This is a genomic window from Hymenobacter sp. UV11, from assembly GCF_004684095.1.
GTDB lineage: Bacteria > Bacteroidota > Bacteroidia > Cytophagales > Hymenobacteraceae > Hymenobacter.
Genome location: NZ_SRII01000005.1, coordinates 104964 through 127550 on the forward strand (window position 1 = coordinate 104964; position 22587 = coordinate 127550).

Here is a 22587-nt window from a genome sequence, read left to right on the forward strand (position 1 = left end):
GCCGCGCTACGCTCGCAATGACAACGATTGCACGTAGCACTTTAGTTATCAACCCACTCTACGGCATCACGAACGACAGCGCGAAGCTGACGACATTGGCCGTGAGGCCGGTGCTTTGGCGGTAGTAGCCGTAGCGCAAATCAAGCGATTTAAACTTGGTGATGCCGTGGCCTAGCGGTGTTTTGAAGCGCCCCAGGCCGTAGAGCGGCGCGTAGCGAAAGCCCAGGCCTACTTTATTAGCCGAGAAGGCCGACAGGTCATAGTCGGAGGTATAGTACTCATCCGTAACCGAGTGGGCGAGGTAGGGCGCGAAGTAGTCGGCGGCCGTCTGGGTGTGGTAGCGGTAAAAAGGGTAGAGCGTGAAAAAGGGCGTCACTTTCACCGGCGCTTCCAGCTCAAAGGTGTGCGCCCGAATGCCAAAATTGTCGTTATAAAAGCGGTAGAAGCCGCGCAGCTGCACCAGGTCGGTGGCGTAGTACGTGAGGCGCAGGCTGGCGGGATACTTGTAGCGCAGGCGCGGCAGCACCTCGGCCTTGGCGGTACCCAGCGTGCCGGGCGCCAGCCCCCCGGGTGCGTAATCGTAGAAATACACCCGCTGAAACGGCGTGCTCAACAGCCCGCTCTGCACCACCGGCTCGATGCTCACGGAGGCTTGCAGGCGCTTGCTGAGCACCTGCGCGTACACCAGGGAAAGCGTGGCGCTCTGGCGGTTATCGGAGCCGTACCGGCGGTCGCGGGTGCCGCCGGGCCGCAGCTCGGCCGGCGTGATGAGCGTGATGCGGTCCAGGAAAACCTGCTCGCTGGCGCTGAACTGCCGGTTGCCGTCGGCCGAGGCCTGCACCCAGGAGCCCACCAGGTTAAACGACAGGTAGTCATACTCTTTCGACACGCCGGCCCCTACCCCCACCGTGGAGAGCTTATTGGCCAGCACGTGCGACAAGCCAAAATCGGCGTGGTAGCGCACGTCGGAGGCCGAGGGCGACGACATCACCTGGTCAATCTTGTCCGACGAGGCCGAGGCGTAGTAGTCGATGCCCACGTTGGCGGCCAGGCGGGTGGTCGAGTCGAGCGGCACGTTGAGCAGGATAGTCGGGGCCACATCGGTGAGGTGCTGGTCGCCGATGCCACCTTCCACGGCAGAGTGGTTGCCATTCTGCTGGTAGTAGCTACCCAATATATCCACCTCCGTTTCGCCGTAGCGACTGGGCACTGGCAGCTGCGCCGCATTGGGTGAAACGCCCGAGCCGTCGAGGCGATTGGGGGTAGGCGTGCCCTGCGCCAGCGCACCGAGCGGTGCCGCGAGGGCCAGGCAAAAGAGGAGAGATTTTAGCACAAAAAAGAAATAAAATCGTTTGTCATTGCGAGCGCAACGAAGTGGAGCGCGGCAATCTTTCCTTCGCAGTAGGTTTAGTAATCCAATGATGCGAACGACCAAGGAAAGATTGCCGCGCTCCACTTCGTTACGCTCGCAATGACAAGCGGCGCACTGATAACACAATTCAATTGCAGCCGCAGCCACCGCCTACTTTGCCGCCGTTGGCGCCGCCCGCGCCTTCGCGGTAGCTCTCGAAGTTGACTTCCGAAGTCTCGACTTTGCGGGCGGCCAGCTTCATATCCTCGTCGTTGATATAGGCTTTTTGGTAGGCGGCCACCGATACGCAGCTCGGCAGCAGGGCGCTGCCCGCCAGCAGCAGGCCCAACAGGGCCGGGCGGAAAGGAAAATTCTTCATGGCTTGGGTTGGGAGGACGTTTTGTTTTGAGTCGCCGCGGCGGGGGTAGGGCCCGCTTGCGCGGCGCTGTAGTAGGCGTTGAGCTGCATGCCGCGCGACACTAAGGTCTGGCCTTCGTCAGTTATCACGGTGGCATCCACACCTTTGAGGCGGTTTATCAGGGCCAGGCCCTGCTCGGCGCCCAGCACGAATACGGCGTCGTCGAGGGCATCGGCCAGCTCCACATCGGGGCAAATGATGGTGACCGAGCGCAGCCCGGTGGCCGGGTAGCCGGTGTGCGGGTTGATGATGTGGCCGTAGTATTTGCCGGCCACCGTGAAGTACTGCTCGTAGTTGCCAGCCGTGACCACGGCCATATCGCTGACCGTCAGCCACGACGACACGGTGTGCGGCCGGGCCGGGTCGCCGATGGCAATGCGCCAGGCCGCGCCGTCGGGCTGCTTGCCCCAGCAATACACGTCGCCCGAGCCATTAATAAGGCCGCCCGCGATGCCCATCTTTTTCATGATTTCCTGGGCCCGCCGCACGCCGTAGCCTTGCAGAATGCCGGCCAGGTTGATGCGCATGCCTTTCTCAGGCAGATAGACGGAGTGCGTGGCCGGGTCGAGCTTCACCTTCTGCCAGCCAATGCGCCGGATGGAATTGCGCACCGTGGCCGAGTCGGGCAGGCGGGCGTGGGCCGTTTTATCGAAGTGATAAATCTTGTCGCTGCTGGCAAACGTGATATCAAACGCGCCGCCGCTGAGCTGCGAAATCCGAAGCGTGCGCTCGATAAGGTCGTACACTTCCTTGTCTACTACTACCGGCCGGATGCCCGCCAGGCGGTTGACTTTCACTACTTGCGAAGTCGAATCCCAGTAGGAAAACAGGTGGTCGATGCGCTGGGTTTCGCGCAGGCCGGCGCGCACGGCCCGCCAGGCCAGCGAGTCATCGCTTGACACGGCCGTGAAGGTGAAGTGCGAGCCCATCAGGTGGGCCTCGCGGGTGTAGGCGCGGGCCTTGTGGGCCGTGGCCACGGTGGGCGCCTGGCCGTGGGCCAGCAGGCGGGCGCACACCAGCAAGCCGGCGGCCAGCCGCCCTACCCCCCTCCTACTCCACAACGTCGGCAGACTGGGCATGGGCGTTATTTCTTAGCGAGCAATTGCTCCAAATAGGTATCGTAGGCGGTGGCACCGCCGGGGCGGTAGCCGGTGCGCGCCAGGATTTTGCCCTCGGGCGAGAGCAACACCACGGCCGGAAACGCGCCCTCCTGGTTGAGCTTGGCGGCGGCATCTTCGTTGAGCTTGGTCTGGGCGGGGTCGAGGCGGTTTTTCTTGTTGCGCGGAAAGTCGAAGCGCGCCAGCACAAACTTGTCCTTGGCGTACTGCGCAAACTCGGGCTGGTCAAATACTTCCTGCTTGAGCATCATGCAGGGCTTGCACCAGTCGGAACCCGAAAACACGGCCAGTACCGGCTTTTGGCTGGTTTTAGCCTGCTGCAGAGCGGCGGGCAGCGAATTAGTCCAGGCAGGGGCAGTTTGGGCCGCAACCGAGGCGGAAGAAAAGGCCAGGCCGGCCAGCAATAGATAACGCATAGAAAAGGGAGCGAGGCAGCCAGCGCAAGGCCGGCTAGTGAGAAGATACAAACAGGGGCCGTTACCCCTACGCCGAGCCATCTCTATTTTTACTGCTTAGCCGGCCAGTAGCCAGTGCAGGAGCGGCCGACTAGTTGGGGGGCCAGGAATTAAACGAGAATACTGGCCAATGTAATTGCATGAGAGCCCGGTTTTTGCCTTAAAGTTTGCTTAAGGCGGCTCTTCGGCTGGGGTATAAGGGCGAGCCGCTGCTGTGCAGGCTGGCCCTACCCCCGCGTTTTGGCCCTAGTCGCCGCCTTCGCCTTTGCGCAGCTCGGCATCGAGAAAGTAGGCGCCCCGGCGCACCAGCCTGGTAGTGTCGGGCAACTGGCCGAGCACGGTCACGGCCACGTCGCCGTGCTGGGGCTGGCTGGCGTGCACCTTCACCCGCCGAAATATGGAGCGGCCCGAATCCTGGCCCACGCGCTGGAAGATATAGCTGAGCTCGCCTGCCTGAATGAGGGCAGCCTCGGGCAGGGTGCGCACCCGCGCGCCAGCCGTCTGGATGCGGGCGGCCACATACTGGCCGGGTAGCAGGTCGGTGCGCTCGGGCTCGAGGTGGGCGTGCACCCGCACGGTGCGGGCGTCGTCGTCGAAGGCCTTGCCTACTAAGAATACGCGGGCCGTCAGCTCCTCGTCGCGGCCGGCGTTTTGTATCTTAAACAGGATTTTCTGGCCCACCTTCACCTGGGCCACGTCCTTTTCAAACACCTTCAATTCCAGGTGCAAATCGTCGCGGTTGAGCACTTCCACCAGCACGTCCTGGGGGTTCACGTACTGGCCGGGATTGATGTTGACGACCTTCACGTAGCCCGCGATGGGGGTAGTAAGCGGCACGCTGCTCACAATCTGGCCCGTGGCGTCGAGGTGAGCCACCGAAATGCCGAGCAGCCGCAGCTGGGCGGCGGTGGCGCGCAGGGCGGCTTGCTCGGTGGCGTAGTCGGCGCGGGCCATTTGTAGCTTGCGCTTGGCGCCCACGTCCTCCACATCCAGGATGCGCTGGCGCTCCAGGTCCTCGGCCAGAAAGCGTACTTTGGCCTTGCTTTGGAGGTAGCTCTGCTGCAAGGTCAGGTACTCGGGCGAGCGCAGGGTAGCCAGCGTAGCGCCGGCCCGCACGTGCTCGCCGGGCAGCACCAGCACGGTTTGCACGTAGCCACCCAGCACGGCCGTCACGGACACGCGGTTTTGGGGCGGCACCTCCACCGAGCCGTTGGCCTGCACTTCGGTGGTCATGTTTTGCCGCTCGAAGGTGCCGAGGGTGATGCCGGCGGCTTTTTCCTGGGCGGGGCTCACCATCACCTGGTCGGGGTTGGCGGGGGGGGTAGGCGCGGCGGCCTGGCCTTCCTTGCCACCGGCAGAATCGTCTTTTTTGGCGTCATCGCCGCCTTTCGAGCCGCAGGCGGTGAGTAGGGCCAGGGCGCCCGCAATAGCGTATAAATTGAGGTTGAAAGACATTAGAAGAGAAAGTCGAATCGAAAGAAAAGAGGGGCCAGCGCGGGCCGCGCGCACGGGCCGTTTACTTGGCCGGGCCCTGCGGCATATCCGTGCCGATAAGTGCCTGAATACTCACCACCAAATCGTTGTAGCGCTGGGCCTGGTCGAGGTAGTTGCTTTGGATTTGCCAGGCCGGGTCGGTATTCACCACGTAGGTCACGTAGTCGATGTCGCCGGCGCGGAAGCTTTTTTCGGCCGTGTCGAGGATGAGGCGGGCCTGGGGCAGGGCCGTTTTCTGGTAATAAGCAAGCGAGGCCGCCGCCCGCCGCAGCTGGCGGCGCAGCGTGCTAAGCTGGGTACTGAGCTGGCTGGTAGCGTAGCTCAGCTGGCCCTGGGCCACTTGCTCGCCGAGGCGGGCGGCCGTCACTCGCGCCCGCCCGGCCTGGCCCAGTAGCGGAATGGCTAGCCCCAGCTGTCCCACGTGCAGGGCGCTAAACTCGGGCCGCAGCGTTTGCTGGAAGTAGCCGGCGCGCAGGTCGGGCAGGCGGCGCAGCTGCTCCACGCGCACTTGCAGCTGGCTCACGGCAATTTGCTGGCGCAGCAGACCCAAAGTGGGGTTGCTCTCGGGCGAGAGGGCGGCCGTGTCGGCGGCCGCGAGCGGGGCAATGAGCGCGTCGGTAGTGTCGATGGCGGCGGGGGTAGGGCGGCCCAGCAGCTGGCCCAGCTGCTCGCGCTGCACCTCCAGGTCGGAGAGCGTGGTGAGCAGGCGGTTTTCGAGCTCGCGGGCGCGGGCCTCGGCAGCTACCTGCTCCAGGCGGTTGGTTTCGCCCACTTTGTAGCGGATGAGGGCGGCGTGGGCGGCGCGGCGATACAGGCTGTCTTGTCGGCGCAGCAGCGCCACCCGGCGGTAGGTCACGAGCAGGCCATAGTAGCCCGAGCGGATAGTCTGCACCAGATTGCGCCGGCTCACGGCCGCCTGCTGCTCGGCCGTCACGCTCTGGCCTTGCAATAGCTTGCGCTGCGCGATATACACCCCCGGAAAAGCAGTTTGCTGAATGATGTTGAACGTGTGGTCGGTTAGGTTACTCGATATCTGGCCCAGCTGAAAGTCCACCACCGTGCGCGGCGGCTCCAGGCCGGTGCGGATGAGCGCCCGCTGCTGCTGGGTTTGCAGGCCGGCATTTTGGAGCGACTGGTTCTGGAGGCCCGCCGCTTGCAGTGACTGGCTTAGATTCATCGATTGGCCGGCCGTGGAGTTGAGCGTGTTCTGGGCCAGCGCCGGGCGCCCTACCCCCCCCAGCAGCGCCAGCAGCAGCACGGCCGTAGCCACGGCGGGCGCGGGCCTTTTGGCGGGGTCCTGGTCTTTGGGCTGGTCCGCATTTTCGGCCGGCTTAGCGTCCTGGTTTTGGCCGGGCTGCTCCCCTTTCTCAGCGGCGTGCTTGGCATCTTCCTGGGCCTTGGCGGCATCGCGGGGGTTGGGCTCACCGTCTTTGGTGAAGAGCAGGTAGAGCACCGGCAGCACCACCAGCGTGAGCAGCGTGGCCGAAATCAGGCCACCAATCACGACCGTGGCCAGCGGCTTCTGCACCTCCGCGCCGGCCGACGTGCTCAAAGCCATCGGCAGGAAGCCCAGCGAGGCCACGCTGGCCGTGAGAATAACCGGCCGGAAACGCTCCTCCGTGGCGCGCAGCACGCGGTCGCGCACCGACTTCACGCCCTCGGCGGCCAGCTCGTTGAGGCTGGCCAGCAGCACGATGCCATTCAGCACCGCCACGCCGAAGAGCGCGATAAACCCTACCCCCGCCGAAATGCTGAACGGCATGCCGCGCGCCCACAGCGCAATAATGCCGCCGATGGTAGCCAGCGGCACGCCCGTGAAAATGAGCAGCGCCTGCTTCACCGACCGGAACGAGAGGTAGAGCAGCAGGAAAATCAGCAGCAGCGACACCGGCACGGCCACTTTCAGGCGCTCAATGGCGTGGTTCAGGTTCTCAAACTGCCCGCCATACGTAATGGTGTAGCCGGGCGGCAGCTTAAGACCATTGTTGAGCTTGCCCTGAATTTCCTGCACCAGGCTCTGCACGTCGCGCCCGCGCACGTTGATGCCGATGTTGATGCGGCGGCGGGCATCATCCCTGGAAATCTGGATGGGCGCGTTTTTATACGCCACCGTGGCCACCTCATCGAGCGGAATTTTCTGGCCGCCGGGCGTGTCCACGTACAGGTCTTGCAGGTTGGTGAGGCCCGCCCGGTGGGTGCTGTCGAGGCGCATCACGAGGTCGTAGCGGCGCTCGCCTTCGTACACCTGCCCGGCCACCTCACCGGCGAAGGACGTACGCAGAATGGTATTCAAGTCGCTCACCTTGAGGCCGTACTGGGCCAGCTTCTGGCGATTGTAGGTCACGCGCATCTGCGGCAGGGCCGCGATTTGCTCCACCTTGAGGTCGCCTACCCCCGCCAGCGGGCGGATAAGCGCGGCGGCGTCGTTGGCCTTCTCGTAGAGCACCTCCAAGTCGTCGCCGTAAATCTTGATGCTCACGTCCGATTTCACGCCCGAAATCAGCTCGTTAAACCGCATCTGAATGGGCTGCTGAAACTCCATGCTCACGCCCGGAATGCCAGCCAGCGCGGCCTGCATCTTGTTGGCCAGCTCCTCGCGGGTGTCGGCCGAAGTCCACTCACTGTGGTCTTTGAGAATGACCATCTCGTCGCTGTCTTCCAGCGACATCGGGTCGGTCGGGATTTCGGAGGTGCCGCTTTTGCCCACAATCTGCTCGATTTCAGGAAACTTCGCCTTCAAAATCTTTTGAATGCGCAGGTTGGTGGCAATGGTCTGGCTCAGCGACGAGCCGGGCGAGAGCGTCACGTTCAGGGCAATGTCGCCCTCGTCGAGCTGCGGAATAAACTCGCCGCCCATCTTGGAGAATATGAAGCCGGCCAGCACCAGCAGCGCCACCGCCGTGCCCACCACTACCCACCGCAGGTTGAGCGCCGCCCGAATGATGGGGTCGTAGCCGCGGTGCAGAAACTTCATGATGCGGTAGGCAATAGTGCCTTCCTCCTTAATATCCTTCTTGAGCGCCCAGGCCGTGGCGGCCGGCACAAACGTGAGGCACATAATCATGGCCCCGATGATGGCGAAGCTCACCGTGAGGGCCATGGGCCGGAACATCTTGCCCTCGATGCCAGTCAGCGACAGGATGGGAAGGTACACGATGAGGATGATGAGCTGCCCAAACAGGGCCGACGACATGAGGCGCGTGGCGGCGCTTTCGGTCATGTCGTCCATGGTTTCGTGGGCGGCCTGGTCGCGCTGATGCACGATGTGGAAGATGACGGCCTCCACGATAATCACGGCCCCGTCCACAATCAATCCAAAGTCCAACGCCCCGAGGCTCATCAGGTTAGCCGACACGCCGAAGATGCTCATCATGCCCAGCGCAAAGAGCATGCACAGTGGTATCATGAAGGCGACCACCATGGCGGCGCGCCAGTTGCCGAGCAGCAGCAGCAGCACCGCCAGCACAATCACGCCGCCTTCGATGAGGTTGTGCTCCACGGTGGCAATGGCCTTGTCGATGAGCTTGGTGCGGTCTAGAAACGGCGTAATGACCAGGCCCTTGGGAAGCGTTTTCTGGATTTCAGCCACCCGCGTTTTTACGTTTTTGATGGTTTGCTCCGAGCTGGCGCCCTTTAGCATCAGCACCACGGCGCCCACGGTTTCGCCTTCCCCGTTGCGGGTCATGGCGCCGTAGCGCACGGCGTGGCCCATGCGGGGGGTAGCCACGTCGCGCACCAGCAGCGGCACGCCGGTAGCGGCTTGCTTGATAACGGTGGCCCCGAGGTCGTCGAGCGAGCTAGCCCTACCCTCGCCCCGGATGAAGTAGGCGTTGGGGCCGCGCTCAATGTAGGCGCCGCCGGTATTGGCATTGTTGTCCTGCAGAGCCTGGTAGAGCTCGGCCATCGTCACGCCGTTGGAGGCCAGGCGGGCGGGGTCCACGGCCACCTCGTACTGGCGCAGGTAGCCGCCAAAGCTGCTCACGTCCACGATGCCCTCCACGCCGGCCAGGCGGCGCTTCACTATCCAGTCTTGCACGTCGCGCAGCTTGGCCAGCGAAAACTGCTTTTCGTAGCCCGGCAGCACCCGAATGCTGTACTGGTAAATTTCGCCCAGGCCGGTGGTAATGGGCGCCATGCTGGGCGTGCCGGCCCCGGCGGCCAGGTCGGCCCCGGCGGCTTTCAGCTTTTCCGACACCAGCTGCCGGGTCTGGTAGGTGGTCATGTCGTCGGGAAAAACGACGGTAATCACCGAGAGTCCGAAGCGCGAGATAGACCGGATTTCCGTGACGCCGGGCACCGTGCGCAGCTGCAATTCGAGCGGAATGGTGATGAGCTGCTCGACCTCCTGGGCCGCCAGCGCATCGCTTTGGGTAATGACCTGCACTTGGTTGTTGGTGACGTCGGGGATGGCGTCGAGCGGAATATTCACCGCCGAAAAGCCGCCCCAGGCTATCAGCGCCAGCAGCAGCAAGCCCACCAAGAGCTTGTTGCGAACGCTGGCCGCAATAATTTTTTCAAGCATAACACAAAAGAATGGGGCCTGAAGACTGGAGCAGCGTAACTCGCCTACCCCCTTGCCGACGCCTAGGCGCAAGCAAGGATAATTTCCTCAAAACCATACTGATAACTTATTGCCAACCAAACTCCTGGCTGGTCTGGCGGGTGGCGCTACCAATGGTAGCAACCACGCACACCACCCCCTGGGGCAGCGCGCAACTTAGGCTCGGGGCGGCTGGAGCAGCGCCGGGGCCAGCTCATCCTGATAAAGGGCGTGGGTGGCCGGCCGGTAGGCGCGGGCCAGCGGGGCGGCGGCTTGCCGCCCGCGCAGGGGGGTAGGCGCCAGCAGCAAGAAGGCTACGTGGCTGCTGCACGCGTGGCGGCCGTGCAGCGGCAGGCCCTGGTGGTCTTGCTGATGCCGGGGCGAGAACGTGCAGCCAAAGTGCTCTTTGGTGCCCGAGCCGTAGTGCTCAACCAAAAATTCGCCCACCGACAAGCCGCCGCCCGCCACCGAGTGGTGGAAGCGGTAGTGCTCCAGCAGCTGCGGCAGCTTACCCATTTCCGACAGGTCGTTCTGCGGAATGAGGCTGCCGACCAGCATCAGGCAGGCCAGAAAAAGGGATACCACCGCTTTCATATCTTCATTTCCCAAACGGCGGGGGGTAGGGAAGGTTTTTTTAGAAGCCGCGAATTCCCCAAAATTAAGGGTAATTTAAGAGTTAGCCGGTTGAGCGGCCCAAGGCAAAGCGCCTATCGCAAAACATTTGGCCCACGGGCTTATTCTTGCGCTACTATGCGCCTACTTCCCTTGTTTCCGCTCAACCTGGTGGCTTTTCCGGGTGAGAAACTAAACCTGCACATTTTCGAGCCCCGCTACCGTGAGCTGGTGCGCGATTGCTTTACCGAGGGCCTGACCTTCGGCATTACCCCCTACCTCGACAACGCGGTGCAGGAGCTGGGCACCGAGATGCGCCTGCTAAGCGTGGAGAAAACGCACACCGGCGGCGAGATGGACATTAAAACGCAGGCCTTGAGCATTTTTCGGGTGCAGAAGTTTTTTCGCCAGGCACCGGGCAAGCTCTACGCCGCTGGCCAGGTCGAAGACGTGGTGCAGGATGAGGAGCCCGACCCGATGCTGCGCCAGGTAATAGCCGGGCAGGTGCGCCAGCTCTACGAGGCGCTGGGCCTACGCAAGCTGCTGCTGGAGCTAGACCCCCAGTTTCGGATTTTTGACGTGGCCCACCACATCGGCCTCAGCACCGAGCAGGAGTACCAACTGCTGGGCACCACCGCCGAGCAGGAGCGCCAGGAAATGGTGCGCGAGCACCTGGAGCGCCTGCTACCTGCCGTGCTGGAGGCCGAGCGCCTCAAGGAGCGCGTGCGCCAGAACGGGCACTTCAAACACTTGCAGCCGCCGCAGTTTTAGGGGGTAGGCGGATTGGCTTCGTCTGGCTCCCGGCACTGGCCAGCCAAACAGGTAAAAAATTAGTAATTATATATTTACTATAATTACTTCAAACACCCACTGCAAAGTAGCTTGCTAACCCAAGTTGCAGACCAGCTCGCTGCGGGGGAAAGTTTTAGCTGGAGGGCCCGCCTGGCCGGTCCGCCGGCGCGAGCCGGCCGACCGGTTGTCGTTGACAGATGCGGCCCACGCCACGACAACCGGTCAGCCGGCTCGCGCCGGCGGACCGGGGAGCATGCCTCGCAACCTGGGTTTGCTGGAAAAGGCCGTCATGCTCAGCTGGCAGCCTATTTTTTAACATAAACTATTTAGTGTCACAGTATTATTGACTCATACTTCAAGTTCATAAGAAAGCCCCGCTGAGTTCCAGCGGGGCTTTCTTATGAACTTGAAGTATAGCTACCGACTTCTCTATGCCGCACGCGAGGCTGGTGACAGAAAATGTCATTTCGGCGAGTACAGGCACAACTATTTCCGCCGGTGGGCCAAGCCAGCGCTATTGCTTCAGGCCGGCGGGCATACCCTGCGGATATACTTGCTTAATATCACTTTGCAGCTCCTCAATCCGGTTGCCGGGGTTAGGGTGGGTGCTTAGAAACTCGGGCTGGCCGCCGCTACCCCCCTCCTTATCAAGCATCTGCATCACGTTAATCATGGAAGTGGGGTTGTAGCCCGCGGCCGGGGTAAATTTCACGGCAAACTTATCGGCCTCCAGCTCGTCGTTGCGGCTAAAGCGCAGGGTCACGAGCTTGGCAATCATGGCGGCGGCGGCGGCACGGGCAACGCTGCTGCCGGGGCTGTTGGGGTCGTAGGCCGCAATGGCGGCGGCGCCGGTCAGGCCCTGGGTCAGCTGGCTTTGGGCCACCTGCTCGGCCGAGTGCCGGGCCACCACGTGGCCAATCTCGTGGGCCAGCACGCCGGCCAGCTGGCCTTCGGTAGTCAGATTTTTGAGCAGGCCCTGGGTGATGAACACCTGGCCGCCGGGCAGGGCAAAGGCGTTGATAGTCTGGTCATCAGCCAGCAGGTGAAAGCGGTATTGGTACTGGGTTTTCTGGTCGAGGTTGTTGGCCTTTACGATTTGCTGGCCCACTTGCTGCACGGCGGCGGTGGCGCGCGGGTCGCTGCTTTCGCCGCCATACTGCTGCTCCATTTCGGGGGCAGCCTGCACGCCAAGGGCAATTTCCTGCTGAGCGCTCATGTTGACGTGCTGCTTCTCGCCGGTCACGGGGTTGGTCGAGGTATTAAAAAAATAGCCCAGAAGCGTGACCACTGCGATAACAAGGCCAATGATAACGCGAAGATTTAGTCGCATGAGAAGTGAGAATAAGGTGTGTGAGAGAAGGAGAAGAATGAGGAGTAGCTCGGCTTATTCCAACGCCCTGTAACGGACCGCTGCCAGGTAGGTTATGCCGCCTACCCCACCACTGGGCGTTGAAGCCGGCTTTTGGCCCTAGCTTCGCTGCCACTGGCCACGGGGCAAGCGCCGCGCGGCCGGGCAACTCGCCCTAGTACGCTATGATTTTCTCTTTTTTTCGCAGCCCGGCCTCCTATCGGCAACTTTCGCTGGCGGGCCTGCTGGCGCTGGCCGGCTGTGGCCATGCGCTGCCCGACATTCCGGGCCTTCAGGCCGCCGCCTGGCGCGCCGACCGCTATGCCTGCGCCGGCCAGCGGGCGGCGCTCCTACCCCCTATTCTGGCGGCCCGCTCGCGCCTCTACGAAGCGCGGGCCAACGATGTGACGGCCGTGCTCGGCCGCCCCGACGAGGAAGAGCTGCTGGCCCAAACCGAAAAAGTATATCACTACTACCTGGTGCCGGGCGCGCAGTGTGGGCCCCGGCATCCGCACGCGGCCACTCCGCGCCTGAGCATCCACTTTGGGCCACTGGGCACCGTTACGGAAGTACAGTCGGACCCCCTACCCCTCCCCTAAACGCGCTGGCGAGGACTATACACTTTAGCCGTTGCCGACGGCCGTGCTGCCGGGATTTTCGACCTGCTGCAGCTGGCTGAGCTGCGTGGGCGACATAATGCGGCCGCATTCCAGCTCGTACTGGTCTTGCAGCTCGGCCAGCTGGCTGTTGCGGGCCGCCATATCGGTGGGGGTGGCGCGCTCAATTTCGCGCTGCCGGCTCAGCCGCGTGCGGTTCAGCGATAACAGCCTGACGTATTGGCCTTCATTGAGGCGCAGGCGCGTGGTCATCTCGCGCGTTTCTTCCGTTACGGTCTGGGGCGACACGGTTTGCGCGTGGCCTACGGTAGTCAGCAAAAAAGCCAGCGGCAAAAGTAAGTAAGCAGCGGTGGGCATACAGGATATAGGTAATGTGCAGTCCGGCCTTGGAATTTTACCAGCCACGACGCAAACTACGCTCCCACGCGCAATAGTTCCGTTTAGTTGCGCCTAGCGGTGGCTGCTACCTTCGTGGCCCGCTTATTTTTTGCCATGCTTACCTGCTTCGCCCCCGACCTGCTGCCCGGCCAGCCCACCTACACGCTCTCCGAAGAAGAAAGCAAGCATGCCGTGCGCGTACTGCGCCTACCCCCCGGCGCGCCCGTCACGCTCGTGGACGGCCGCGGCACCGTGTATGCCGCCACCGTGGCCGATGCCAACCCCAAGCGCTGCGCGCTGCACATTGCCAGCCAGGAAGTTATTGCGCCCCGCGCCACCTACACCCACGTGGCCGTGGCCCCCACTAAAAATCTCGACCGCATGGAGTGGCTGGTCGAAAAAGCCGTGGAAGTCGGCATCGAGCGCCTCACGTTTCTGCGCTGCGCCCACTCCGAGCGCCGCGAGCTGAAGCTGGAGCGCCTGGAGAAAATAGCCATCAGCGCCCTCAAGCAGTCGGGCCAGGCCTACCTACCCCAGCTCGACGAGCTGATTGATTTCCCCAAGTTTATTCAAGAAATTACGCCCGCTACTACCTTCATCGCCCACCTCGAAGCCGGCGAGCGCACTGCCCTGGCCCAGGTTATCGGGGCCGCGCCGCGCTGCTGCGTGCTCATCGGCCCCGAGGGCGACTTCTCCCCCGCCGAGATTGCGCTGGCCTTGGAACGCGGCATCCGGCCCGTCACGTTGGGCGAGTCGCGGCTGCGCACCGAAACGGCGGCGCTCGCGGCCGTGTTCACGGCGCAGGTAGTGCGGGCGTTGTAGAGAGATGAGTTACTAACTCAATTATCATTTAGAGTGGTTTTTAGCATAAAAACTATCTACAAATTCTGGTAATTTATTCATTTTCTGTAACTCGTCTTTATTTTCGGCATCACTTATATCTCGAAAGTCGAATGTTCTAACTTTTAAAGTCGCAACACACTCCCCTAGCACGTTATCCATAGTAATTAAGCCATACTTTATAACCTCGTCCTGATTTTTATACTTGATACTATCGGAGTATACAATTATGTCTAATGAATCGTGGCTAACAACTGAATGAAAGAACATTTTGGCAGGGTCAAATTCCAGATGTCGGTATCTTAATAGGAATTCGTCTTTGGCCTTTTGTCTAAATGCCGTCACTGTCCAGCCAGGAATTTTAGGGGCTTCTGAAACTATCTCTTTAACTATAAGGGATTTATTCTTATCCCCATCAGCTGAAATAATTATATCACGCACTCCATGAAACTCTTTTGACACCTCGATAGCTAAACCTTCACTTACAAGATGCAGATGCTCCAGCACCATATTGAGGCGCTCATCTCGCGTACTATCATCCATCGTTTCGAAAAGTTGTTTTTTACGCTGAAACCAACCCCAAAAGTCTTTTACTGACTGCGAACGAGCTCGTTTATACAGTGTTGTTTGGTCTTCCGCTGTCCGGTCTACCTGCTCATGAGAACAACTTAGAAGGCAAAATCCACTTAAGAATAGTAAACTGCGTAACGTCTGTTTCACTGCTAATCAGGGGTAAGTAATGAATATAATGCTCAAAAATATCCTCTTCGCTGCTACCCTCCTACTCACCACCACGGCGGCTACCCCCCCGGTGGCGCCCAGCTTCCAGCTGGCCAAGCTGCACTACGGCGGCGGGGGCGACTGGTACGCCAACAAAACGAGCCTACCCAACCTCATCAGCTTCTGCAACCAGACGCTGCACACCAACATTGCGCCCGACGAGGCCACCGTGGAGCTCGACTCGCCCGAGCTGCTCTCCTACCCCTTCGTGCACATGACGGGCCACGGCAACGTGAGCTTCAGCAGCACCGAGGCCCAGAACCTGCGCCGCTACCTCATCGGCGGCGGCTTTCTGCACATCGATGACAACTACGGGCTCGATAAATTTATCCGGCCCGAGATGAAGAAGGTGTTCCCCGAGCTGGAGTTTGTGGAGCTGCCTTTCTCGCATCCCATCTACCACGAGAAGTATCAATTCCCCAGGGGTTTACCCAAAGTACACGAGCACGACGGCAAGCGCCCGCAAGGCTTCGGCCTGGTCTACAAAGGCCGCCTGGTGTGCTTTTACACCTACGAGTGCGACCTCGGCAATGGCTGGGAAGACGTGGGCACCTACCCCGAAGACAAGCCTGCCGTGCACGACGCTGCGCTGCGCATGGGCGCCAACCTGGTGGCGTATGCCCTCACGCAGGATTAATAAAAAAGGTCATGCTCATCTGGCGTCCGCTTGTCGAAGCATCTCTACCGCGCAAGTAATTTCTGACGTTAGAAGTTAGTTACGCAGTAGAGATGCTTCGACAAGCTCAGCATGACCGTTCTTTTTTTCATTCAACTACCTGAGGCTATCGCACGCCCTGCGCCGGGAAGCGGCCGGTTTTGGTGCGGTAGTAGGCTTTGATTTCTTCGAGGTCTTTTTCGTAATCACCAGTGGGCCAAAATACTGGCCCTACCCCCGCTTCTTTGTTCTTATAGTCGAGGAAGCCCAGCAGGATGGGCACCTTGGCCTCCACAGCGGCGTAGTAAAAGCCCTTGCGCCACTTGGGCTGGTAGGCGCGGGTGCCTTCGGGCGTGATGAGGATAACCAGCTCCTGGTACTGGTCGAAGAGCTTGACCATGCCATCGACGAGGCTGTTGTTGCGGCTGCGGTTGACGGGCAGCGCCCCGATGGCCTTCACCAGCCAGCCCAGCAGCGGGTTTTCGGTCCACTCGCTCTTCACCGTGAAGCGCACGTCCACGTCCATGATGTAGAACGCGGCGCGGGCCATGATGATATCCCAGTTGCTGGTGTGCGGGGCCGCAATCATCATGCACTTTTTGATTTCGGGTGGCACCTGGCCGGTTTGCCGCCAGCCGGTTACGCCAAAGATGGCTTTTGCGATGTAATACCAGAAAGTAGAGGTTTTGCGGGCGGCCATGTATGCAAAGCAGATTTTATAACCCCAAAGCTAGTAGGTAGTGACGAATGACAAGTGACGCATGCCGTTTGACACCCGGAACGGCATTCGCCACTTGTCGCTAGTCATTCGTCACTAATGCCCGTAGCGCGGCGGCCTGCTCCAGCGTGTGCCGGTAGCCAATCTCGAACAGCTCGCTAGCCTTGCGAAAATCGAGCGGGCGATACTGTTGCAGCTGCGGTGGCTCCAGCAGCAGCGTGCACTGGGCCTTGCGGGCCGTGGTGTTGGCGCTGAGGGCCAGCTGCAGCGTGCGCTCCATCACGCGGCGCAGGGTAGGGAGCTTGGCCTCGCGGTTGATGGGGTTGCAGTGCACCCCCACGATGGGCGCCCCGAGCGTCAGCAGCGGCTCCACGGGCAGGTTGTTGAGCAGGCCGCCATCCACCAGGCGCCGCCCCTGGTACTCGACCGGCCGGTACACGATGGGCACCGCCGACGACGCCAGCAGCGGCGGCAGCAGCGGTCCCTGGCTGAAATACACCGACTCGCCCGCTTCCAGGTCGGTGGCCACCAGCGTGAGGGGTAGGCGCAGGTCTTCGAAGCGCAGCGCCGCCCCCAGGTGCCGGGCCAGCAGCTGCTCCACGGCCTCCAGGCCCAGCAGCCCATTGCGCCCAAACAGCGGCCGCGTGAGCCGCGGAATGCTCGTGGCCTGCAACAGCTTTAACACTTCACGCGGGGTAAAGCCCGCCGCGTAAAACGTGGCCGCGATAGCGCCCGAGCTAGCCCCCGACAGCGCGCCCACCGGCAATTGCAGCTCATCGAGCGCCGCCAGCACGCCCAGGTGCGCAATGCCCCGCGCGCCGCCGCCCGACAGGGCCAGGCTGAGCGTAGCGGCTGGGGTAGGAGTAGCTGTCGGCTCTGCAGAAATAGTCATTTCGGTTCGTCCTGTTTTCAACTATGCGGGGCCCTACCCCCCTACAGGTCGCTGATGCGCAGGGTCTGGTCCAGGCGCACACCCTTGTCGGTCAGCTGCACGGTGCAGGCCTCGTGCAGGGGGTCGTGCTCCAGCAGGAGCACCCAGTTTTCCTCGGCAGCGCGGCGCAGCACCGCTTCTTTTTCGCTGAGCGTGATGAGCGGCCGCACATCGTAGCTCATCACGTAGGGCAGCGGCAAGTGCGCCACACTGGGCAGTAGGTCGGCCATGTAGGCCAGGGTGCGACCCTTGTACTGCAGCACTGGCACCATCATCTTCTCGGTGTGGCCATCGGCAAACAGCAAGTCGCTGAACTGGGGTAGGGCGGCGGGCACGCCCTGGGCCGGGTCCACAAACCGGAGCTGCCCGCTCTCCTGAATGGGCAGAATATTCTCGCGCAGGAAGCTGGCCTTTTCGCGCGGGTTGGGGTGGGTAGCCCAGTCCCAGTGCGCCTCGTTGCTCCAGTAGGTAGCATTGGCAAAGGCCGTTTGCAGGGCGCCGTCGGGCCGCCGCTGCACCGACCCGCCGCAGTGGTCGAAGTGCAGGTGGGTAAGAAAAACGTCCGTGATATCGGAGCTGCTAAAGCCCAGTTGGCGGAGCGACTTCTCCAGCGTATCGTCGCCGTGCAGGTAAAAATGCCCCCGGAATTTCTCGTCCTGCTTCTCGCCAATGCCGTTGTCCACGAGCACCAGCCGGTTGCCGTCTTCCACCAGCAGGCAGCGCATGGCCCAGGTGCACATATTGTTGGCATCAGGCGGGTTCAGCTTTTGCCACATGCTCCGGGGCACTACCCCAAACATGGCCCCGCCATCGAGCTTAAATAAGCCGGTATCAATCGAATGCAGTCTCATTGGTAAGGTATTAGCTTTTAGCGGCTGGCTGGTAGCTTCTTCTGCAAAAAGCTAATAGCCAGCCGCTAAAAGCTAACAGTCCCTTACTTATTCCACCACTACCCCCATGGCCGAGAACTTGTCGATGCGCTGCGAAATGCGCTCTTCGGCCGGCATGGCGGCAAGCTCTTTAAGCGTAGCGAGCAGCGTCTGTTTCAGCGTCTCAATCATGCGCGGCGCATCGGTGTGCGCGCCCCCGAGCGGCTCCTGAATGATGCCGTCGATGAGGCCCGCGCCCTTCATGTCGGTCGCGGTCAGCTTGAGCGCCTCGGCAGCCTGCTCCTTGTAGTCCCACGAGCGCCACAGAATACTGCTGCACGACTCGGGCGAAATAACGGAGTACCAGGTATTCTCAAGCATCAGCACCCGGTCGCCGATAGCGATGCCCAGCGCGCCGCCACTCGCGCCTTCGCCAATGATGACGCAGACAACAGGCACCTTCAGCATAAACATCTCCTTGAGATTGCGGGCAATGGCCTCGCCCTGCCCCCGCTCCTCGGCCTCCAGGCCCGGAAATGCGCCGGGCGTGTCAATGAGCGTCACGATGGGCACGTTGAACTTCTCGGCCAGCTTCATCAGGCGCAGCGCCTTGCGGTAGCCCTCGGGGTTGGGCATCCCAAAGTTGCGAAACTGACGCTGCTTGGTGTTGTGGCCCTTTTGCTGGCCAATAAACATGACTGGTTGGCCGTCAATCTCGCCAAAGCCACCCACCATCGCCTTGTCGTCGGCCACGGTGCGGTCGCCGTGCAGCTCCACAAACTTCTCGGCCATGCCCTGAATGTAGTCGAGGGTATAAGGCCGCTCGGGGTGGCGCGACAGCTGCACGCGCTGCCAGCGGGTGAGGTTGGCGTAAGTTTCTTTCTTGAGGGAATTGATTTTGGCCTCCAGGGCCGTCACCGCCTCCGTTACGTCCACCTCGCTATCGGCGGCCAGCTTCTGCATTTCTTGCAGCTTGCCTTCCAAGGCGGCAATGGGTTGTTCAAAATCAAGCAGCATAATTCAGGGAGGGAATTCCTGGTTTTGGGAATAAAAAGGCCGTATTTGAAAAAGGTGAAGGCGATTTATAGCGCCCCTACCCCCTCTCAAAAGCCGGGCGACAAAGGTAAACCCAAACCCAGCAGCCCGCTTTACGAAAATTTTTCAGCTTGAGAAACAACGTGCAAGCTCTCGTTTGCCCTCGGTAAGCAAGAAAAATCGGCCCCATGTTTGCATACGCCGATTTTATTGCCCTACCTTTGTATCACCAAAACGGAAAAGCACATCGCTCTCCGGCTTGGTAAACGGTTTGGTAGTTCAGTTGGTTAGAATGCCGCCCTGTCACGGCGGAGGTCGCGGGTTCGAGTCCCGTCCAGACCGCAACCGTTAAATCGAAAAGGCCCTTCTTGGTAGCAAGAAGGGCCTTTTCGATTTAATAGGAATAGAAGCGCAGTAGGATGCTAAGGCTGGTGGCGGCTTTTCCCCTACCCTATCAGGATACTTATGCATGGGAGCCACCACCTGCATCCTTTAATACGTTAGGGGGAAGCTGCCCTGCGTGAGTCTTACCGTTCCGGTGCACCCGTTGGGGTGCTGAATGGCTGCGCTTCAAATTCAAACGTGCCGGCAATCGCAAAGGCCTTTGTATCGTGGCGCGTAATCGTCCCTTTTCCCGTAGCACCTCCGGTATAGGGCTTAAAATACTTCCACATATCCTGGCCAGGCGTATAAGTATAGGAAGCAAACGGGTATTCCTGCCCGCCCACGCCCCGTAGGGTACAGTCCTGGGTAAGGGGGGAGAGCTGCGGGGCTGTAGTGGCTCCCGCCGTTACGGCAACTTGTACGGGCACGGGCGTTTTGTAAACCGTTGTCGTGGTGGTGGATAGCACGTAGATGACCGCTGGCAACGTGGTGAACCAAAACGTTTTCGTGTTCGCATCTGGTGCCACGGAGTACATCTGGCCGCTGGCAGCAGTCGTCAGGACGGCCGTTACCTGCCCAGCGGGCAGGATAGTCGTCTCCATGGTCCCTACGGTGGGAGCAACTGGTTTTTCCCCGCATCCACTTGGGCCGCCGGTTACTACATAAGAGTAGGCCAAGGCTACTGGCATTTTTTAAGTGAGGCCGCTTGCAACATACATGGAGAAAATAATTACTATTTTCCCAAAATGGGTTAACCGGGTGACCTCTGCCCTTTACCGGACTGGCTGGAAGCAAAAATTAAACGCTCACAGCTCAGCAGTAAAAGCGCTCACTACCACTGTTGCCTTATAGGAAACTGATGTCTTTAAATTGTCAACAAATGATAACGGGGGCGCAACATTGAGCTCCTTTGTCGCCCGCAACTTTGCAGCGCAAATCCTGCTGTTTTAAGGAGGCAGCAGCAGGTGCGGCGCTTAGCATTCGGCCTGAATGAGCGGCGGCGGCTACGTATGCCAGAGGCCCGGTTATGTTTGCTACCCAGTCTGCGAGTGCACTAAAGCGCTGGCAAGTGCGCACCACAGTTAGCCTATTCGTGGGCTACAGCGCGTATTACCTCTGCCGCTCCAACCTGGCGGTGGCCGCGCCGCTGCTATTGCGCGAGTTTGGCAGCCGGGGCCTCAACAAGGAAGTGCTGGGGCAGATTGCCTCCGTGGGCGTGCTGTTTTATGCAGCGGGCAAAGTGGTGAACGGCGTGCTAGGCGACTTTCTGGGGGGTAAGAAGATTTTCCTGCTCGGGATGGTGGGCGCCGTGGCCGCTACGGTGGTTTTCGGGCTGGGACAGGGGGTAGGGATTTTTTTTGCCGCGTGGGCCGCCAACCGGCTGGTGCAGTCTATGGGCTGGGCCGGGCTGGTGAAGATTACGGCCAACTGGTTTTCGTACCGCACCTACGGCCGCATTATGGGGCTGCTGAGCCTGAGCTACCTGGTGGGCGACATCGTGGCCAAGCTGGCGCTGGGGCAGCTGCTAGCGCTGGGCGTGGGCTGGCGCGGCTTGTTTATGGTGGCGGCGGCCACGCTGGCGGCGGTAGCGCTGCTCAACTGGTTTGGCCTGCGCAGCAGCCCGGCCGAGGTGGGGCTGCCGGTGCCGGAGGCCAGCCCGGTGGGCCTGTTTGCCGGCGCCGACGCAGCCGAAAGCCAGCCGGCTTCGCTGGGCACGCTGCTGCGGCCCTACTTCCGCAGCCCGGCTTTTTTGCTGATGCTGGTGCTCTCGTTTGGCCTCACGGCGCTGCGCGAGGCGTTCAGCTTTTGGGTGCCTACTTACCTAGTCCAGGCGGCGCACTTGTCGGAAAGCGCGGCCTCGGAATACAGTGCGCTGTACTCCGTGTTCGGGATGGTGTCGATACTGGGGGCGGGCTACCTCTCCGACGCCTGGCTACGGGGGCAGCGCGGGCCACTCATCCTAGCTGCCTGCCTGGGGCTGGTGCCGGTGCTGCTGGCCATGACGCGGCCCGCCACCGGCAGCCTGGGGCCGCTGGTACTCATTTCGCTGGTGGGGCTGCTGCTGCTGGGGCCCTACTCGTTTCTGGCCGGGGCCATGTCGCTCGATGCGGGGGGTAGGCAGGGCGCGGCCACGGCCTCGGGCCTGGTCGATGCCGTGGGCTACGTGGGCGGCACGGGCGCGCTCTGGCTCACGGGCGTACTAGCCGAGCGCCAGGGCTGGGGCCACGCGTTTCTGGCGCTGACCGCGCTGGCGGTGGCTACGGCTGGCGCGGCCCTGGTGTTCTACCGCACGCAGGAGCGCCGCCCGGCGGTGCAGGCCCGCACGCCGGCGGCGTGAGGAGGCGCTGCTTGTTTACCTATATGAAAAATTTGGTAGCGATTAGGTAACGATTTGATGAAATAAGGAGACTTGCCGCGCGGCCGGCTGCCCAGAACTTTGTCAACATAAAGTAGGACTATTTTCCCGCGCCAAGTAGCTCGTTCCCCACTACTCTCCTCGCCTGACCTGGCCCCTACCCCCCTACACCTGGGGTAGCTCTCCACAGCTCTGCGCTACTGCCTGGCGGCAGTGGCCCCGCCCGCACCCGCACCTGTTTTGGCGTGGGCCTGGCAGCGCCTTGTCTTTTATAACCTTCCCCTCAATGGCTTTATTACCTGATAAGCAGCAGGCTGCGGTAGCCGAAGTGTTTGGCCTGTACCAGGCGCGCGGCCACGCCGACTACATCGGCGAGCCGGTGTCGCAGCTGGAGCACATGTGGCAGGCGGCCGCGCTGGCCGAGGCGGCAGGGGCCGACGACGAGGTGGTGCTGGCTGCCTTCTTTCACGACCTGGGCCACCTGTGCGCCCCCGACGAGGCCGCCGATTCGATGGGTGGCTTCGGGGCCGTCAACCACGAAAAGCTGGGGGCCGACTACCTGCGGGCGCGGGGCTTTTCGGCGCGCGTGGCCCGGCTGGTCGAGAGCCACGTGCAGGCCAAGCGCTACCTCACCTACAGGTACCCCAGCTACCGGCAGCAGCTCTCGGCCGCCAGCCAGGCTACCCTCGCTTTTCAGGGCGGCGTGATGACGGCGGCCGAAGCCGAAGCCTTTGAGCAAGACCCCGATATGGACCAGATACTGCAGCTGCGGCAGTGGGACGAGCAGGCTAAGGAGGCGCAGCGGCCCGTGGGCAGCCTCGCCCACCTGCAGGCCCTGGCCCTGCGGCACTTGCTAAGCCAGGCGCCGCCGGCTGCCTAGCCCCGGCTTATTCATT

21 protein-coding genes and 1 tRNA gene are annotated in these 22587 nt (G+C 61.5%); 7 read left to right on the forward strand and 15 right to left on the reverse strand.

Annotated elements, in window-relative coordinates:
* Positions 1-58 precede the first annotated feature (58 nt).
* From E4631_RS10190 to E4631_RS10220, 7 genes are all read right to left on the reverse strand, one after another.
* Entirely contained in the window at positions 59-1333 is a 1275-nt protein-coding gene (locus tag E4631_RS10190) for a DUF3570 domain-containing protein (protein WP_133655514.1), read from the reverse strand.
* A gap of 166 nt (positions 1334-1499) precedes the next feature.
* Positions 1500-1730 (reverse strand): DUF4266 domain-containing protein, encoded by a 231-nt coding sequence (locus E4631_RS10195; protein WP_133655513.1) that lies wholly within the window; start codon positions 1728-1730, stop codon positions 1500-1502.
* Complete coding sequence (locus tag E4631_RS10200) at positions 1727-2848, reverse strand: FAD:protein FMN transferase (RefSeq protein WP_133655512.1); 1122 nt, start codon at positions 2846-2848, stop codon at positions 1727-1729. Before E4631_RS10200 ends, E4631_RS10195 begins: the two co-directional genes overlap by 4 nt.
* Before the next feature lie 5 nt (positions 2849-2853).
* Positions 2854-3303, reverse strand: coding sequence for a thioredoxin family protein (locus E4631_RS10205; RefSeq protein ID WP_166647919.1), 450 nt, complete (start codon positions 3301-3303; stop codon positions 2854-2856).
* A 285-nt stretch (positions 3304-3588) separates the two neighbouring features.
* Positions 3589-4797, reverse strand: a complete 1209-nt coding sequence (locus tag E4631_RS10210; protein WP_133655510.1) for an efflux RND transporter periplasmic adaptor subunit — start codon at positions 4795-4797, stop codon at positions 3589-3591.
* A gap of 61 nt (positions 4798-4858) precedes the next feature.
* The gene (locus E4631_RS10215) at positions 4859-9358 is read right to left on the reverse strand and encodes a CusA/CzcA family heavy metal efflux RND transporter (RefSeq protein WP_133655509.1); all 4500 of its coding nucleotides are present in this window, start codon (positions 9356-9358) and stop codon (positions 4859-4861) included.
* A 195-nt stretch (positions 9359-9553) separates the two neighbouring features.
* Positions 9554-9985 carry a hypothetical protein gene (locus E4631_RS10220; RefSeq protein WP_133655508.1) on the reverse strand — a complete coding sequence of 144 codons (432 nt, stop codon included), beginning with the start codon at positions 9983-9985 and terminating at the stop codon, positions 9554-9556.
* A gap of 141 nt (positions 9986-10126) precedes the next feature.
* Here E4631_RS10220 and E4631_RS10225 point away from each other — a divergent pair, with 141 nt between their 5' ends.
* Positions 10127-10759 carry an LON peptidase substrate-binding domain-containing protein gene (locus E4631_RS10225; RefSeq protein ID WP_133655507.1) on the forward strand — a complete coding sequence of 211 codons (633 nt, stop codon included), beginning with the start codon at positions 10127-10129 and terminating at the stop codon, positions 10757-10759.
* Between the two features lie 535 nt (positions 10760-11294).
* Here the strand turns inward: E4631_RS10225 and E4631_RS10230 are convergent.
* Complete coding sequence (locus E4631_RS10230; RefSeq protein ID WP_133655506.1) at positions 11295-12110, reverse strand: M48 family metallopeptidase; 816 nt, start codon at positions 12108-12110, stop codon at positions 11295-11297.
* Between the two features lie 203 nt (positions 12111-12313).
* On the opposite strand from E4631_RS10230, the gene E4631_RS10235 reads away from it, so the two are divergent.
* Complete coding sequence (locus E4631_RS10235; RefSeq protein ID WP_133655505.1) at positions 12314-12727, forward strand: hypothetical protein; 414 nt, start codon at positions 12314-12316, stop codon at positions 12725-12727.
* Between the two features lie 24 nt (positions 12728-12751).
* On the opposite strand, the gene E4631_RS10240 is transcribed toward E4631_RS10235, so the two are convergent.
* The gene (locus tag E4631_RS10240; RefSeq protein WP_133655504.1) at positions 12752-13102 is read right to left on the reverse strand and encodes a hypothetical protein; all 351 of its coding nucleotides are present in this window, start codon (positions 13100-13102) and stop codon (positions 12752-12754) included.
* Positions 13103-13237: 135 nt separating this feature from the next.
* On the opposite strand from E4631_RS10240, the gene E4631_RS10245 reads away from it, so the two are divergent.
* Positions 13238-13945, forward strand: coding sequence for a 16S rRNA (uracil(1498)-N(3))-methyltransferase (locus E4631_RS10245; RefSeq protein ID WP_133655503.1), 708 nt, complete (start codon positions 13238-13240; stop codon positions 13943-13945).
* A 24-nt stretch (positions 13946-13969) separates the two neighbouring features.
* Here E4631_RS10245 and E4631_RS10250 read toward each other — a convergent pair whose 3' ends face one another.
* Positions 13970-14683: a hypothetical protein gene (locus E4631_RS10250; protein ID WP_133655502.1), complete on the reverse strand. Its 714-nt coding sequence runs from the start codon at positions 14681-14683 to the stop codon at positions 13970-13972.
* A gap of 28 nt (positions 14684-14711) precedes the next feature.
* Here E4631_RS10250 and E4631_RS10255 point away from each other — a divergent pair, with 28 nt between their 5' ends.
* On the forward strand, positions 14712-15380 hold the full coding sequence (locus E4631_RS10255; RefSeq protein WP_133655549.1) for a DUF4159 domain-containing protein: 669 nt from the start codon (positions 14712-14714) through the stop codon (positions 15378-15380).
* Positions 15381-15525: 145 nt separating this feature from the next.
* On the opposite strand, the gene E4631_RS10260 is transcribed toward E4631_RS10255, so the two are convergent.
* The 4 genes from E4631_RS10260 to E4631_RS10275 all read right to left on the reverse strand — a co-directional run bounded on the left by E4631_RS10260 (position 15526) and on the right by E4631_RS10275 (position 18933).
* Positions 15526-16098, reverse strand: coding sequence for a 1-acyl-sn-glycerol-3-phosphate acyltransferase (locus tag E4631_RS10260; protein ID WP_133655501.1), 573 nt, complete (start codon positions 16096-16098; stop codon positions 15526-15528).
* Between the two features lie 100 nt (positions 16099-16198).
* Positions 16199-17008 carry a patatin-like phospholipase family protein gene (locus E4631_RS10265; RefSeq protein ID WP_133655500.1) on the reverse strand — a complete coding sequence of 270 codons (810 nt, stop codon included), beginning with the start codon at positions 17006-17008 and terminating at the stop codon, positions 16199-16201.
* Positions 17009-17049: 41 nt separating this feature from the next.
* Positions 17050-17898 (reverse strand): MBL fold metallo-hydrolase, encoded by an 849-nt coding sequence (locus E4631_RS10270; protein ID WP_133655499.1) that lies wholly within the window; start codon positions 17896-17898, stop codon positions 17050-17052.
* A gap of 87 nt (positions 17899-17985) precedes the next feature.
* Positions 17986-18933 carry an acetyl-CoA carboxylase carboxyltransferase subunit alpha gene (locus E4631_RS10275; RefSeq protein ID WP_133655498.1) on the reverse strand — a complete coding sequence of 316 codons (948 nt, stop codon included), beginning with the start codon at positions 18931-18933 and terminating at the stop codon, positions 17986-17988.
* Between the two features lie 286 nt (positions 18934-19219).
* On the opposite strand from E4631_RS10275, the gene E4631_RS10280 reads away from it, so the two are divergent.
* A tRNA-Asp gene (locus tag E4631_RS10280) sits at positions 19220-19293 on the forward strand.
* Positions 19294-19478: 185 nt separating this feature from the next.
* On the opposite strand, the gene E4631_RS10285 is transcribed toward E4631_RS10280, so the two are convergent.
* Positions 19479-19937: a hypothetical protein gene (locus E4631_RS10285; protein WP_133655497.1), complete on the reverse strand. Its 459-nt coding sequence runs from the start codon at positions 19935-19937 to the stop codon at positions 19479-19481.
* A gap of 467 nt (positions 19938-20404) precedes the next feature.
* On the opposite strand from E4631_RS10285, the gene E4631_RS10290 reads away from it, so the two are divergent.
* Both E4631_RS10290 and E4631_RS10295 read left to right on the forward strand, forming a co-directional pair.
* Positions 20405-21673 (forward strand): MFS transporter, encoded by a 1269-nt coding sequence (locus E4631_RS10290; RefSeq protein WP_166647918.1) that lies wholly within the window; start codon positions 20405-20407, stop codon positions 21671-21673.
* 304 nt (positions 21674-21977) lie between these two features.
* On the forward strand, positions 21978-22571 hold the full coding sequence (locus tag E4631_RS10295) for a phosphonate degradation HD-domain oxygenase (protein ID WP_133655495.1): 594 nt from the start codon (positions 21978-21980) through the stop codon (positions 22569-22571).
* The last annotated feature ends 16 nt before the right edge of the window (positions 22572-22587 follow it).

What these genes read in the sequence shown, in the direction of transcription:
- E4631_RS10195 (WP_133655513.1), bottom strand. Translation starts at nt 1,730, where the DNA reads ATGAAGAATTTTCCTTTCCGCCCGGCCCTGTTGGGCCTGCTGCTGGCG.
- E4631_RS10200 (WP_133655512.1), bottom strand. Translation starts at nt 2,848, where the DNA reads ATGCCCAGTCTGCCGACGTTGTGGAGTAGGAGGGGGGTAGGGCGGCTG.
- E4631_RS10205 (WP_166647919.1), bottom strand. Translation starts at nt 3,303, where the DNA reads ATGCGTTATCTATTGCTGGCCGGCCTGGCCTTTTCTTCCGCCTCGGTT.
- E4631_RS10210 (WP_133655510.1), bottom strand. Translation starts at nt 4,797, where the DNA reads ATGTCTTTCAACCTCAATTTATACGCTATTGCGGGCGCCCTGGCCCTA.
- E4631_RS10215 (WP_133655509.1), bottom strand. Translation starts at nt 9,358, where the DNA reads ATGCTTGAAAAAATTATTGCGGCCAGCGTTCGCAACAAGCTCTTGGTG.
- E4631_RS10225 (WP_133655507.1), top strand. Translation starts at nt 10,127, where the DNA reads ATGCGCCTACTTCCCTTGTTTCCGCTCAACCTGGTGGCTTTTCCGGGT.
- E4631_RS10230 (WP_133655506.1), bottom strand. Translation starts at nt 12,110, where the DNA reads ATGCGACTAAATCTTCGCGTTATCATTGGCCTTGTTATCGCAGTGGTC.
- E4631_RS10235 (WP_133655505.1), top strand. Translation starts at nt 12,314, where the DNA reads ATGATTTTCTCTTTTTTTCGCAGCCCGGCCTCCTATCGGCAACTTTCG.
- E4631_RS10240 (WP_133655504.1), bottom strand. Translation starts at nt 13,102, where the DNA reads ATGCCCACCGCTGCTTACTTACTTTTGCCGCTGGCTTTTTTGCTGACT.
- E4631_RS10245 (WP_133655503.1), top strand. Translation starts at nt 13,238, where the DNA reads ATGCTTACCTGCTTCGCCCCCGACCTGCTGCCCGGCCAGCCCACCTAC.
- E4631_RS10255 (WP_133655549.1), top strand. Translation starts at nt 14,712, where the DNA reads ATGCTCAAAAATATCCTCTTCGCTGCTACCCTCCTACTCACCACCACG.
- E4631_RS10260 (WP_133655501.1), bottom strand. Translation starts at nt 16,098, where the DNA reads ATGGCCGCCCGCAAAACCTCTACTTTCTGGTATTACATCGCAAAAGCC.
- E4631_RS10265 (WP_133655500.1), bottom strand. Translation starts at nt 17,008, where the DNA reads ATGACTATTTCTGCAGAGCCGACAGCTACTCCTACCCCAGCCGCTACG.
- E4631_RS10270 (WP_133655499.1), bottom strand. Translation starts at nt 17,898, where the DNA reads ATGAGACTGCATTCGATTGATACCGGCTTATTTAAGCTCGATGGCGGG.
- E4631_RS10275 (WP_133655498.1), bottom strand. Translation starts at nt 18,933, where the DNA reads ATGCTGCTTGATTTTGAACAACCCATTGCCGCCTTGGAAGGCAAGCTG.
- E4631_RS10285 (WP_133655497.1), bottom strand. Translation starts at nt 19,937, where the DNA reads ATGGAGACGACTATCCTGCCCGCTGGGCAGGTAACGGCCGTCCTGACG.
- E4631_RS10295 (WP_133655495.1), top strand. Translation starts at nt 21,978, where the DNA reads ATGGCTTTATTACCTGATAAGCAGCAGGCTGCGGTAGCCGAAGTGTTT.